The sequence below is a fragment of the Geminicoccus roseus DSM 18922 genome, from assembly GCF_000427665.1.
GTDB lineage: Bacteria > Pseudomonadota > Alphaproteobacteria > Geminicoccales > Geminicoccaceae > Geminicoccus > Geminicoccus roseus.
On sequence record NZ_KE386572.1, the window covers coordinates 1,500,461 to 1,513,649 of the forward strand.

Annotated in this window: 10 protein-coding genes; 5 read left to right on the forward strand and 5 right to left on the reverse strand. The window is 68.8% G+C overall.

All coding sequences use genetic code 11. The features are described 5' to 3' along the window. Window positions 1-6 precede the first annotated feature (6 nt). From GEMRO_RS0108230 to hemE, 4 genes are all read right to left on the reverse strand, one after another. Window positions 7-1,164: an efflux RND transporter periplasmic adaptor subunit gene (locus GEMRO_RS0108230; RefSeq protein WP_240476632.1), complete on the reverse strand. Its 1,158-nt coding sequence runs from the start codon at window positions 1,162-1,164 to the stop codon at window positions 7-9. Window positions 1,165-1,264: 100 nt separating this feature from the next. Then, window positions 1,265-2,512 carry a transcription termination factor Rho gene (gene rho, locus GEMRO_RS0108235; protein ID WP_027133603.1) on the reverse strand — a complete coding sequence of 416 codons (1,248 nt, stop codon included), beginning with the start codon at window positions 2,510-2,512 and terminating at the stop codon, window positions 1,265-1,267. Window positions 2,513-3,324: 812 nt separating this feature from the next. After that, window positions 3,325-3,756, reverse strand: coding sequence for a protoporphyrinogen oxidase HemJ (hemJ, locus tag GEMRO_RS0108240; RefSeq protein ID WP_027133604.1), 432 nt, complete (start codon window positions 3,754-3,756; stop codon window positions 3,325-3,327). Window positions 3,757-3,915: 159 nt separating this feature from the next. Then, window positions 3,916-4,977 (reverse strand): uroporphyrinogen decarboxylase, encoded by a 1,062-nt coding sequence (hemE, locus tag GEMRO_RS0108245; RefSeq protein ID WP_027133605.1) that lies wholly within the window; start codon window positions 4,975-4,977, stop codon window positions 3,916-3,918. A gap of 409 nt (window positions 4,978-5,386) precedes the next feature. Here hemE and GEMRO_RS28460 point away from each other — a divergent pair, with 409 nt between their 5' ends. After that, the gene (locus GEMRO_RS28460; RefSeq protein WP_051328844.1) at window positions 5,387-6,274 is read left to right on the forward strand and encodes a pyruvate, water dikinase regulatory protein; all 888 of its coding nucleotides are present in this window, start codon (window positions 5,387-5,389) and stop codon (window positions 6,272-6,274) included. Window positions 6,275-6,292: 18 nt separating this feature from the next. Next, window positions 6,293-7,021: a hypothetical protein gene (locus GEMRO_RS32515; protein ID WP_051328845.1), complete on the forward strand. Its 729-nt coding sequence runs from the start codon at window positions 6,293-6,295 to the stop codon at window positions 7,019-7,021. Here GEMRO_RS32515 and dinB read toward each other — a convergent pair. Further along, window positions 7,012-8,103, reverse strand: a complete 1,092-nt coding sequence (gene dinB, locus GEMRO_RS0108260; RefSeq protein ID WP_240476633.1) for a DNA polymerase IV — start codon at window positions 8,101-8,103, stop codon at window positions 7,012-7,014. The genes GEMRO_RS32515 and dinB overlap by 10 nt on opposite strands. Window positions 8,104-8,286: 183 nt before the next feature. Here dinB and GEMRO_RS0108265 point away from each other — a divergent pair, with 183 nt between their 5' ends. The 3 genes from GEMRO_RS0108265 (at window position 8,287) to GEMRO_RS0108275 (ending at window position 13,108) form a co-directional block, all read left to right on the forward strand. Further along, window positions 8,287-9,639 (forward strand): TolC family outer membrane protein, encoded by a 1,353-nt coding sequence (locus tag GEMRO_RS0108265; protein WP_035484954.1) that lies wholly within the window; start codon window positions 8,287-8,289, stop codon window positions 9,637-9,639. 116 nt (window positions 9,640-9,755) lie between these two features. Next, window positions 9,756-10,691, forward strand: a complete 936-nt coding sequence (locus tag GEMRO_RS0108270) for an acetamidase/formamidase family protein (RefSeq protein ID WP_027133608.1) — start codon at window positions 9,756-9,758, stop codon at window positions 10,689-10,691. 155 nt (window positions 10,692-10,846) lie between these two features. Further along, window positions 10,847-13,108, forward strand: coding sequence for a TonB-dependent receptor (locus tag GEMRO_RS0108275; protein WP_051328846.1), 2,262 nt, complete (start codon window positions 10,847-10,849; stop codon window positions 13,106-13,108). Window positions 13,109-13,189 lie beyond the last annotated feature (81 nt).

Genomic DNA, 13,189 nt, shown 5'->3' on the forward strand with positions numbered 1-13,189 from the left:
GTCTCCTCAGCCCGCGGCGGCGGCGGGTTCCTGCTCGGCGCCCGCCTCGCCGGCGGGCGGCGAGGCCTGGCCCTCGCCCGGCGACGGCACCACTTGGACGGGCGAGCCGTCGCCGATCTTGAGCACGCCGGCGGTCACCACCCGGTCCCCGGCCTCCAGGCCCTCCACGACCTCCACCAGGCCCGGCTGGCGCAGCCCCAGCCGCACCGGCTGCGACTTCGCCGTGGTCTTGCCCTCGCCGTCCTCGACCAGCTTGAACACCGTGGCCTGGTCGCCCATCGGCACGATCGCCGCCTCGTCGATCCAGATGGCGTCCTCCCGGCTGGCCAGGGTGAGCGTCACCCGGGCGAACAGGCCGGGCCGCAGGCGGTCATCCTCGTTCTGGACCACCGCCCGGACCACCAGCGAACGGCCGGCCTCGTCGATCTGCGGGTCGATCGCCGCGACCTCGCCCTGGAACTCCTGGTTGGGGAACGCGTCGACCTGAACCTCGATGGCCTGGCCGATCTGCACCGTCGGCAGGAACCGTTCGGGCACCCGGAAGTCGAGCTTGAGCGGGTCGATGTCCTCCAGGTTCACCAGCGGCGTGCCTGTCTCGACGAAGGCCCCGGGGCTGACCCGGCGCAGGCCGGCCCGGGCGTCGAACGGGGCCAGGAGGGTGCGCTTGGCGAGCCTGGCCTCGGCCAGCGCGATCTCCGCCGTGGCGGTGGCCAGCCGCGCCTTGGCCTGGTCCAGGGCTGCCTGGGAGACGTTGTTCCGCTCACGCAGGGTCTGCTGGCGCTCGTACTCCGACTGGGCCAGCTCCAGTTCGGCGCGGGCCTGTTCCAGCTCGGCCTCCTCGATGCTGCGGTCGAGCTCGATCAGCACCGTGCCCTTCCGGACACGCTGGCCCTCGTCGAAATTGATGTTGACGATGCGCCCGCTCACCTCGGGCTTGAGCAGCACCGATTCGGTGGAGCGCAACGAACCCACCGCGTCGGTGGTGGTCGCGGCCGGGGCGATCTTCACCTCGGCGGCTTCCACCGGCATGGCGAAGCCGGCCGGCGGGCCGCCCCCGCCGCCCTGGGCCGCCATCTGCGGCCGCATGACGAACCACCAGTACGCACCACCTGCACCGGCGGCGATCAGCAGCACGACCAGGATGGCCACGATATTGCGCAACACGTTCCCATATCCCTGCGGCTCGGAGCCGAAAGGCCGACTTCTACGTCGATCGGCCTTGCCGGAACACCGAGCTCCAGGGACGCGCTGCGCTGTCCCGCGGTCAGTTCATGGTGTTCCAAAAATCGTCGTTGGTTTTCGCGTGTTTCATCTTGTCGATCAAGAACTCGATCGCGTCGACCGTGCCCATCGGGCTGAGGATGCGGCGCAGCACCCACATCCGCTGCAGCGTGGCCCGGTCGACCAGCAGTTCTTCCTTGCGGGTACCGGACTTCTGCACGTCCATGGTCGGGAACACCCGCTTGTCGGCGATCCGGCGGTCCAGCACGATCTCGGAATTGCCCGTGCCCTTGAACTCCTCGAAGATCACCTCGTCCATGCGCGAGCCGGTGTCGATCAGCGCGGTGGCGATGATGGTGAGCGAGCCGCCCGCCTCGATGTTGCGCGCCGCACCGAAGAAGCGCTTGGGCCGCTGCAGGGCGTTGGCGTCCACGCCGCCGGTCAGCACCTTGCCCGACGAGGGCACCACCGTGTTGTAGGCGCGCGCCAGGCGGGTGATCGAGTCCAGGAGGATCACCACGTCCTTGCCCATCTCGACCAGCCGCTTGGCCTTCTCGATCACCATCTCGGCGACCTGGACGTGGCGCGTGGCCGGCTCGTCGAAGGTCGAGGACACCACCTCGCCGCGCACGGTGCGCTGCATGTCGGTGACTTCCTCGGGCCGCTCGTCGATCAGCAGGACGATCAGGAACACCTCGGGATGGTTGGCCATGATCGCGTGCGCGATGTTCTGCATCAGCACGGTCTTGCCGACACGCGGCGGGGCAACGATCAGGCCGCGCTGCCCTTTGCCGAGCGGCGTGGTCATGTCGATGATCCGGGTGCTCATGTCCTTCTGCCCGACGATCTCGAGCTTCATCTTCTCGGTCGGGTAGTAGGGCGTGAGGTTCTCGAAGTGCACCCGGTGGCGCGCCTTCTCCGGCTCCTCGAAATTGATGGTGTTGGCGCGCAGCAGCGCGAAATAGCGCTCGCCCTCCTTGGGCGCCCGCACCAGGCCGTGCACCACGTCGCCGGTGCGCAGGCCGAAGCGGCGGATCTGCGACGGCGACACGTACACGTCGTCCGGGCCGGCCACGTAGTTCACGTCCGGCGAGCGCAGGAAGCCGAAGCCGTCCTGCAGGATCTCGATCACGCCCTCGCCGGTGATCGCCATGTCCGTTTCGGCCAGGCGCTTGAGCACGGCGAAGATCAGGTCGCCCTTCTTGAGCGCGCTCGGCTGGTCGATGCCGAGTTCCTCGGCATAGGTCAGCAGTTCGGCCGGGGAGCGGCGCTTCAGCTCGGTCAGGTTGATGGTCGGGCGGTTGACGTCGGCGGCGATCTCCGCCGCGGCCAGCTCCTCCTCCTCGCGTACCCGGGGCAGGCCGTCATGCCGGCCGCCGCCGCGGCGCTGCTCGAAATGGCGCTGGCGGCCGTCGTCGCGGTCGCGACGGAACTCGTTGCGGCCGCGATCGAACCCGCCTCGCCCGTCCTGGCGATCCCGGAACTCGCGCGGCTCCCGGTAGTCGCCGCGCGGCTCGTGGCGCTGCCGCTCCGGGCGCGGGCCGCGCTCCGGCCGGTCCTGCTGGCCCCGGTCCTGCTGGGGACGCTCGTTCTGGCGCTCGCGGCGCTCGCCCCGCTCCTCGCCGCGATCCGGCCGCTCGGCGCGGACCTGCGGCGGTGCCGCGTCGCCGGGCTCCTCGCCGGGCATCGGCGGGATGGTCACGTCCGGCTGAGGCGCCACCGACGGATCGCTCTGCTCCGCCCGGGCCGGGACCTCGGCGGACGCCTCGCTCGATGGGCCGGCCGGGGCCTCGGCGGCCTCGCGCGGCGCCTCGCCACGCGGGGTGCGGGCCCGGCGGGCCGGCCGCTCGCGCGGTGTCTCGTCGGCCGAGCTGTCGAGGCCCAGTGCCCGCTGCAGGCCGGCGGTGTCGGAACCGGAATCGTCATCGCCGCCGAGAGGCAGCTCCGCGGCTTCCGCGTCCTTGGCCCGTTCGCTGCGGGTGCGCGTACGCCTGCGCCTGGCACCGGTGGGCTTGGTCGGGCCGTCGGTGGTTTCGGGCGAGGGCGTGATGGGATCGATCGTATCGTCGGACAAGATGGCTCTCGCGGAATGAACTCGAGAAATCAGAAGGGCTTGAGGATCACGAGGAGAACAATGCCGACGAAGAGCAACGTCGGCACCTCGTTGATCACCCGGTAGAATCGGGCGGGCTTGGGTCGCTCGTCCCGGGCGAACTTCTTCACATGGGCCGCCAGCACACCGTGGCAGCCGGCCATGAAGAAGACCAAGAGCAGTTTCGCATGCAGCCAGCCATCACCCAGCTGGTTCTGCAGGTAGGCGAGCCACAGGCCGAAGACGATGGTCAAGATCATGGCAGGGGTGGCAATTCCCTTGAGGAGGCGCCGCTCCATGATCTTGAACGTCTCCGACGAATCGCCGCCGGCGACTTTGTCGGCATGATACACCATCAGGCGTGGCAGATACCACATCGCCGCCATCCATGCGGCGAATGCCATGATGTGTAGGGATTTCAGCCAGAGCGACCAGTCGCTCAACCGGACCTCGCGTGCGCTTCTGATCGTACGATCCTGTCGGGTCCTGGGCAGAACCGTCCGAGCGTCGATGTAGGCGGGAAGTTTTCAGGGGACGGTAGGAGTACCGCCCGCGATTGATGACCCATCCCGCCAGGGATTTCAAGGCTGGCAAGCAGGTTTTTACGCTGGCACCCGCCGCAGCTCGTCGCAGAGCCGCTGTACCTCGCCCGGATCGGTCTGCTGCAGCACCCCGTGGCCCAGGTTGAAGATCCAGGGACGTCCCCGGGTCGCCGCCCGCAGCCGCTCCAGCCGCTCCAGCATCGGCGCACCGCCGGCCACCAGGTCGACCGGGTCGAGATTGCCCTGCAGGCACAGGCTCGGCGGCAAGAGGCGCACCGCCTCGCCCATCGGCACCGCGGTATCCAGGCCGATGGCCCGGGCCTCCACCTGCCGGGCGACATGGCCCAGCGACAGGCCGACGCCCCGGGGGAAGTGGATCACCGGCACGGCGGGATGGCGGGCACGCAGCTCGGCGATGATCCGGCGGACCGGGCGGACGCACCACAGCTCCAGCTGGTCCTCCGGCAGGGCTCCCGCCCAGCTGTCGAACAGCTGCAGCACCTCGGCCCCGGCCTGCACCTGCCGGTCCAGGAAGGCCACCACCGCGTCCGCCAGCAGGTCGATCAGCCGGGCGAACAGCTCGGGCTCCCTCCGGGCCAGGGTCCGCGCCGCGGCGAAGTCCTTGGAGCCGCCCCCCTCCACCACATAGGCCGCCAGGGTCCAGGGCGCCCCGGCGAACCCGATCAGCGCGGTCTGTGCCGGTAACTCCGCCCTCAGCCGAGTCAGCGTCGCATAAACCGGACTCAGGTGATCGTGCAGGCGTTCCAGGCTCAGTTGATCCAGCGCCTGAGCGGTCCTGATCGGCTCCAGGACCGGTCCCTCGCCCTGCTGGAAGGCGACCTTCACCCCGATCGCGTCCGGCACCACCAGGATGTCCGAGAACAGGATCGCCGCATCCATCCCATAGCGCCGGATCGGCTGGAGGGTGACCTCGACCGCAAGGTCCGGATTATAGCACAAGGAGAGAAAGTCGGGGACTTCCTTCCTTATCGCGCGATATTCCGGAAGGTAACGGCCGGCCTGCCGCATGAGCCAGAACGGGGCACGCTCGACGCTGCGTCCCTGAAGGGCGCGAAGCAGGAGCTTGTCGTCCGTCGCGACCGCCGAGCGGGAATTCTCCACAGGCGTATCATTTCCTATGAATCTTATCTTTCGTGATTCGAACAGATAAGAACAGGTGGTGGTGGTGGTGATAGGGCCCCTGCGAAGCGGGGATGCATTCTTGTCCCGCAGGGATCCCCCCGGTCCTGCCCAGGCTACACGGCTTGGGCGGTTCCTGGGAATAGGTGCGTGGACATCTCCTGAAAAGCCAGGATCTTCCGTGACTTGGCGCGGGAGAACGAAGATGTGGAACTTGGGGACGATCCGGGGCTATCGTCGGGAGGCCGCGTGAAGGCCGTCGAAGCTTTCCCCATGGGTGTCGAAGGCCAGGAGATCGGTGGATGGACGACCTGAGACGGGATGAACGAATCGCCCTGGCGGCCGCCGGTGATTCTGTCCACTGTTCGTCCACAGGCGAAAAACCGGCTCGATGACCTTGCGGCTGCACCTGCACCTGATCTCCGACAGCACCGGCGAGACCGTCACCACCGTGGCGCGCGCCGCGGTTTCCCAGTTCGAGGACGTGGTCCCGGTCGAGCATGTCTGGTTCTTCGTGCGCACCCGCGCCCAGCTCGAGAAGGTGCTCTCGATCATCGGCATGATGCCGGGCATGGTGATCTTCACCCTGATCTCGCCGGACCTGCGCCAGCTCCTGCAGGAGCGCTGCGAGCAGATGAACGTGCCCTGCGTCCCGGTGCTGGACGCGGTGATGAACTCGCTCACCCAGATGGTCGGCTCGTCCGGCATGCCGAAGATCGGCAAGCAGCACGAGATGGACGCCGGCTACTTCTCGCGGATCGCGGCGATGGACTTCGCGATGCGCCACGACGACGGCCAGGCCCCCGAGCGGCTGGACGATGCCGACGTCGTCCTGGTGGGGGTTTCGCGCACCTCCAAGACCCCGACCTGCGTCTATCTCGCCAACCGGGGCATCAAGGCCGCCAATGTCCCGATCGTCCCGGACATGCCGCAGCTGCGCTACCTGGAGAAGCTGAAGCGGCCGCTCATCGTGGGGCTCACCATCAATGCCGAGCACCTGACCTCGATCCGCCGCAACCGGCAAAAGCACATGGGCGTGGGCGACGAGGGACAGTTCGGCGGCGACTATGCCGAGGCCGACCGGGTGCGCGAGGAACTGGTCACGGCGCGGCGGATGTTCTCGAAGTTCGGCTGGCCGGAGATCGACGTCACCCGCCGCTCGGTCGAGGAGACCGCTGCCGCGGTGCTCCAGCTCCTGCAGGACCGCCGCGAGCCCGGCCTGGTGAACGAGATCCGGGCGCCGATCGCCGCTGCGGACTGGCTGCAGGACGGTGACTGAGCGGTCGCGGGCCGCTCCATGCGGCTGAGCGCCGGGGCGCGCCAGCGCCGCCGCCGTTTCGTCGGCCGCTGGATCGTGGCCCCGCTCGCCCTGCTGGCGCTGCTGGGTGCCGCGTTCTGGTTCGGCCGCGAGGTCGGCGGGTTCGAGGCCGATGCCCGGATCGGCGCACTGGAAGCCCGGATCGGCGAGACCGAGGCGCGCGAGCGGGCGGCCGAGCGCCTGCGGGCCCAGGCGGAACAGGCGCTGGCCTCGGCCAGCGCCCAGGCGCAGGCCCGGATCGAGAGCTTGGCCGCGCGCGTGCCGCATGGCGAACTCGGCGCGCTCTTGGACCTGCTGCGCGCCAGGCTGGACCAGGGCGTTCCGCCCGAGCGGCTGCGCTTCGTGCTGTCGGAGGCGGCCCCGGTGCGTGCCTGCCGCCAGGGGGTTGCCCAGCGCCGGTTCGCGCCGCGCCTGCCGAGCGGGGTGGCGCCGCTGCAGACCGTGGCTTTCCTGGACAACCGGATCACGGTCAGCGCCACCGCCAGCCCGGCGGTGGCCGAGGACGGTTCACCCCGGCCGGGCTTCGACGCTGGCCGCAAGGTCGAGATCCGGGTCCTGCGCATCGGCGGCAACATCGAGCTGGTGGAGGGGGTCCTCCCGCTCGGCCATTCGGTGGTCGCCGACGGACGGGAATACCGGTTCGGGTTCGCCTCGGTAGCGAACGACACCCAGATCGAGGTGACGCTCCAGGATTGTGCCTATCCTTGAGGAAAATCCCGTCCGTTCGTGCCGAACAGGTCGAACTGGCGCGGATCCGCTTCTTCGGTTCCATCGTTCACGCCCAGGCCCAGAAGCCGCACCCGGCCTCGTGGCGGCTCCGGCCGATCCAGCAGGCCAAGAGCAATTTTCCACAGGCTTTCGACATCCTGGGGAAAAGGTTTGGGCGTGGTGGTGCGCGTCCTGGTGACGAAGTCGGCGGAGCGGATCTTCAGGATCACCGAGCGGCCGCGAAAGCCGGTCTCTTCTAACCTGCGGTTGAGATCGATCACCAGCTCCCGGAGGATCTCCGCAAGCGCGGCTCGCCCGGCCACGTCGCGGGCGAACGTCTGCTCCACCGACACCGAGCGGCGCGGCCGGTCCGGCTCGACCGGCCGGTCGTCCTGGCCGACCGCGATCCGGGCCAGCCAGGCGCCGCTGCGGCCGAACCGGCGCACCAGCCAGGCTTCCGAGGCCTGGGCCAGGTCGGCGCCGGTCAGGATCCCGACCGCCCGCAGCTTTTCCGCGGTGCGCGGGCCAACCCCGTGGAAATCCTCGATTGCCAGGCCGGCCAGCAGCGCCGCCGCGTCGTCCGGGCCGACCAGGGTGAGGCCGTCGGGCTTGTTCATGCCCGACGCGGTCTTCGCCAGGAACTTGTTGAACGACACGCCGGCCGAGGCGGTAAGCTGCGTCTCGGACAGGATCGCCGCCTTGATCCGGGCCGCCACCTCGGCCGGCGGTGCCGGTCCGGTGAGCGGCCGGGTGACGTCCAGATAGGCCTCGTCCAGCGAAACCGGCTCGACCAGCGGGGTGAAGCGCCGGAAGATCGCGCGGATCTGCCGGCTCACCTCCTTGTAGGCGTCGAAGCGCGGCCGCACGAACAGGAGGTCCGGGCAGCGGCGCAGCGCCTCGCCGGCCGGCATCGCCGAGCGCACCCCGAACGCGCGGGCTTCGTAGCTGGCCGCCGCCACCACGCCGCGCCCGTCCCGGCCGCCCACGGCCAGCGGCCGGCCGCGCAGGGCGGGATCGTCGCGCTGTTCCACCGAGGCGTAGAAAGCGTCCATGTCGACATGGATGATGCCGCGCAGGCTCACTGGACCGGGCTCCCGGAGTTCTGTGTCCTTCCCTACACAACGGCCTTCCGTCGGCCGAGGATGCCGGATGGGACATGGCGTCCATGCTTGCAGCGATCGGCCATGGCCGCCACTCTTGCACTGTTGTATTCGCGGGCTGGTCCCATGGGGCCGCTTGATGGCGCTCGCAGCCGGGAGATCGGAATGCGCTTGAAGAGTATCCTCGTCCTCACCTCGGCGATGGTCGCGCTCGCCGCAGGTCCGGCCGGGGCGCAAACCCTTCAGGAAGCCCTCGTCAGCGCCTACAGCACCAATCCCGACCTCGGCGCCGCCCGCGCCCAGCTGCGCGCCACCGACGAGCTGGTCTCGCAGGCCCTGTCCGGCTACCGGCCGCAGGTAGGCGCCTCGGCCAGCTACGACATCGTCGATCTCGACAGCAGCCAGGGCGATGGCACCCTGGATTCGTCGGCGATCGGCCTGAGCGTGACCCAGCCGCTCTACCGCGGCGGCGGGCTGGACGCCAACCTTCGCGCTTCGGAGAACACGGTCCGTGCCAACCGTGCCAACCTGATCGTCACCGAGCAGCAGATCCTCTACGACGCGGTGCGCGCCTATGCCGGGGTGTGGCGCGACCGCTCGGTGCTGGAACTCGCGATCAACAACGAGAAGCGGCTGCAGCGCCAGCTCCAGGCGACCCGCGATCGCTTCAACGTGGGCGAGGTCGCCCGCACCGACGTCGCCCAGGCCGAGGCGCGGCTCTCGGCGGCGGAAGCCTCGCGTGTCGAGGCCGAGGGCCTGCTCGCCAACTCGATCGCCATGTTCCGCCGGATCATCGCCCAGGAGCCGGAAAACGTCGACCAGCCGGTCAAGCCGGCCAGCCTGCCGGCCAACGAGGCCCAGGCCCAGGAGCTTGCGGTCGCCAATCCGAACATCGCGACGGCGCAGTACACGCTGGCTGCCGCCAAGGACGATGTCGACGTCGCCTTCTCTCGCCTCCTGCCGCAGGTAGACCTGCGCGCCAGCGCCTCCTATGCCGACGAGCCCTCGACCAACCTCTCCTGGCAGCGCGACGCGTCGATCGGCGTGCAGGTCACCGTGCCGCTCTACCAGGGCGGCGCGGAGTATTCGCAGGTCCGCCAGAACAAGCAGGTCGCCCGGCAGCGCGACGAGCAGCTCGTCTCCACCCAGCGCAGCGTGGCAGAGAACGTCACCGTCGCCTGGGAGGCGCTGCAGACCAGCACCACCAACATCCAGTCGCGCCAGGCGCAGGTGCGCGCCAACCGGATCGCCCTGGAAGGCGTGGAGCAGGAGGCCCAGGTCGGCTCGCGCACCGTGCTGGACGTCCTCGACGCCGAGCAGGAACTGTTCGGCTCGCAGGTCGAGCTGGTGCGCGCCCAGGCCAACGAGGCGATCGCCGCCTATGCGCTGCTGGCCTCGATCGGCCAGCTCACCGCCGAGCGGCTCGACCTGCCGGTCGAGACCTATGACGCCGAGGCCTACTACACCGAGAACCGCGCGCGCCTGTTCGGCCTGGGCGAGCCCCTGGACCTGAACTGACCGCCGGCGGGCCGGCCGCGATGCCGGCCCGCGCCCGCCATGGACGGGCTTTCCCCGGAGGCGATCCCGTTCCAGGATCGGCGCCAAGCCAACGCCGCCATCGGGGAGCCCGTGCCATGGCCAGCCATTATATCGAGCGCAAGCACCATCATTTCGGCTGGGACAACAGCCGCCCGCCCCTGCTGACCGTGAAGCCCGGCGACATCGTCGAGTTCGAGACGATCGACGCGTCGGGTGGACAGCTCTCGCCTTCCTCGACCGCCGCCGACGTGGGCAAGCTGGATTTCGGCCGGGTCAACCCGGCCACCGGCCCGGTCTTCGTGGAGGGAGCCGAGCCCGGCGATTCGCTGGTCGTGCATGTCCGGGAGATGAAGCCGTCGGGCTGGGGCTGGACCGCCAACATCCCGGGCTTCGGCCTGCTGGCGCACCGGTTCCAGGAGCCGGCGATCGCGCATTGGCACTATGACCGGGACCTGAAGACCCCGGCGCCGTTCGCGGGTGGCGCCTCGGTGCCGCTCAAGCCGTTCATCGGCGTGATCGGCCAGGCCCTGGCCGAGCCCGGCTCGCACAGCGTGGTCCCGCCGCGCCGGGTCGGCGGCAACATGGACACCGCCGATGTCTGCGTCGGCGCCACCGTGACCTTCCCGGTCGAGGTCGAGGGCTGCCTGTTCTCGCTGGGCGACACCCACGCTGCCCAGGGCGACGGCGAGGTCTGCGGCACCGCGATCGAGAGCGCCATGAACGTCGTGGTCCAGCTGGAACTGGTCAAGGGCCGAGCACCTAGGTTCCCGGTGATCGACAACCCGACCCCGCGCGGCCGGCACATCGACGGCAAGGGCTACCTGGTCACCACCGGGGTGGGCCCGGACCTGATGCAGAACGCCACCGACGCGCTCGACCAGATGGTCGACCTGATCGCCGAGCGCCTGAAGATCGAGCCGATCCAGGCCTACCTGCTTTGCTCGGCCTGCGCCGACCTGAAGATCACCGAGATCGTCGACCAGCCGAACTGGATCGTCGGCTGCCACTTCCCGAAGATCGTGCTGCCCTGAACAAAACCCCGCGGCGTGCATCTCCTTTGAATTGGAATTAGTCCAGAAAGACGAAGTGTACGTTTTGGTCGTCTTGGTGACTACTTTTCGACTTGGCTGCGTTGACTGCCAGCAATCGTGATCGATACAGCCCCCGCCAGGACCGCTGGTGGGGGATGACGATGGAACGGAACGACACGAACGGCTGGCTGGCGATGCAGGGGGTGTTCGCCACGGCAGGCTTCGCGGCACTGGCCTTCGGCACGCCGGGCGACGCCCTGGCCCAGGAAGCGGACGGCGCGCCCGCCGAGGATACTTCTGGCGCCGTGGCGCTGCCGCCGGTGGTGGTCGAGGCCGACCAGCCGGCCAATCCCCTGCGCAACGACACCGGCATCGGCCGGCTGCCCGGCACCATCCAGGATACGCCGCAGTCGGTGCAGGTGATCAACGAGGAGACCCTGCGCCAGCAGGGCGTCAACACCCTCGACCAGGCCCTGCGCAACGTGCCGGGCGTCACCGTGTCGGTCGGCGAGGGCAATGGCGGCCTGAACGGCGACCAGTTCCGCATCCGCGGCTTCGACGCCAAGGGCGACATCTACCTGGACGGGCTGCGCGACTTCGGCACCTATGTCCGCGACAGCTTCAACTACGAGCAGGTCGAGGTCTTCAAGGGCCCGTCCTCGGAAAGCTTCGGCTTCGGCTCCACCGGCGGCGTCATCAATTCCCAGAGCAAGACCGCGCATCTGGGCAATTCCTACTCGATCGACGGCTCGCTCGGCACCGGCCCGCTCTATCGCGTCGTCGGCGACGTCAACCAGCAGATCAACGACACGACCGCGGTCCGGGTGGTGGGCATGCTCCACGACCAGGACGTCGAGGACCGCGACCATGTGAAGTCCGACCGCTGGGGCCTGGCAGGCTCGGTGGCGTTCGGCCTGGGCACCGACCTGAACTGGTCCCTGAACTACCTGCACCAGCACGGCGACCGCACGCCGGACTACGGCGTGCCGGCGGTGACGCCGCCCGGCAGCGAGGTCAGCCGCCCGGTCACCGAGTACGGCGTGTCGCGCGACAGCTTCTATGGAAAGAAGCAGGACGAGGACAAGTCCGACGTCGACATGCTGACGTCCCGCGCGTCCTGGCGGGTCAATGACGGGATCACGCTGAACAACGACACCCGCATCGCCTACTACACCCGCGAGTTCGCCACGAGCGTGCCCGGCTGCAATGCCGACTGCTCGGAGGAGTTCTTCGCCGGCGGCAACCCGGCCATCTCCTATGGCGGCGGCAACCCGTCCTACAACCAGCAGTCCTGGGGCTTCCAGAACGTCACCTCGGGCGTGTTCGACTTCCAGGTCGCCGGCTTCCGCAACCAGGTGGTCGCAGGCCTCGACATCTTCTACCAGAACGACCGGCGCAACGGTCGCAGCACCGACGGCGACAAGACCACGCCGACCATCCGCAACCCGGGCGACTTCTTCGGCGTCGACAGCTACACGCTGCCGGTCAACCCGAACAACACCAAGAAGTCCTACGGTACCGACGTCGGCGTCTTCGTCAGCGACCGGCTCTGGCTCACCGAGCAGTTCTCGGTCCTGGGTGGCGTGCGCTGGGACGACTACAGCTCGACCTACAAGGTCTGGAACAATGACGGCTACAGCAAGTACGAGGCCGACAACGACTTCTGGAGCCCGAAGGGCAGCCTGATCTGGGAGCCGACCGAGGAGCAGACCTACTACTTCTCCTACGCGACATCCTCGACCGTGCCGGGCCAGTACGTCGCGCTGGCGCCGAACCCGATCAACGGCAACCAGCCGGACCTCGAGCCCGAGGAGAACGAGAGCTTCGAGCTCGGCGGCAAGATCAGCGTGCTCGACCAGCGCATCGGCATCAGCGCCTCGATCTTCCAGATCAACAAGGACAACGCGACCTACACCGACGCGGAAACCGGGCTCAGCATGGCGACCGGCGAGAAGCAGCGGGTACGCGGCTTCGAGATCGGCGTCGGCGGCTACATCACCGACGCCTGGTCGGCCTCGGCGGCCTATTCCTATCTCGACACCGAGATCCGTAGCTCGACCGCGACCGACCCGGCCGACTCGACGGTCGGCAACGAGGTGCCGAACGCGCCCAAGAACGCGTTCTCGCTGTGGACGACCTACAACGTCCTCTCGCACTTCCAGCAGGTGCCCGGCGCGCTGCTGCTGGGCGGCGGCGTGACCTACCAGGACGAGATCTACACCAACAGCGCCAACACCGCCGAGCTGCCCGAGAACTTCTCGCTCGATGCGGTGGTGTCCTATGCCTACGACAACTACCGGATCGCGCTCAACGGCTACAACCTGACCGACGAGCTCAACTACAGCGCCAACCAGAACGCCCGCGCCGTCCCGACCTCGGGCCGCACCTTCCTGCTGACGGTGGGCGCCACCTTCTGATCGAGCCGTCGCGACCTTTGACGTCGATCATCTTGGAGCGGAAAGCCTTCGCGGGCTTCCGCTCCCTTTTCCATTCCGCGG

What these genes read in the sequence shown, in the direction of transcription:
- GEMRO_RS28460 (WP_051328844.1), top strand. Translation starts at nt 5,387, where the DNA reads ATGACCTTGCGGCTGCACCTGCACCTGATCTCCGACAGCACCGGCGAG.
- GEMRO_RS32515 (WP_051328845.1), top strand. Translation starts at nt 6,293, where the DNA reads ATGCGGCTGAGCGCCGGGGCGCGCCAGCGCCGCCGCCGTTTCGTCGGC.
- GEMRO_RS0108265 (WP_035484954.1), top strand. Translation starts at nt 8,287, where the DNA reads ATGCGCTTGAAGAGTATCCTCGTCCTCACCTCGGCGATGGTCGCGCTC.
- GEMRO_RS0108270 (WP_027133608.1), top strand. Translation starts at nt 9,756, where the DNA reads ATGGCCAGCCATTATATCGAGCGCAAGCACCATCATTTCGGCTGGGAC.
- GEMRO_RS0108275 (WP_051328846.1), top strand. Translation starts at nt 10,847, where the DNA reads ATGACGATGGAACGGAACGACACGAACGGCTGGCTGGCGATGCAGGGG.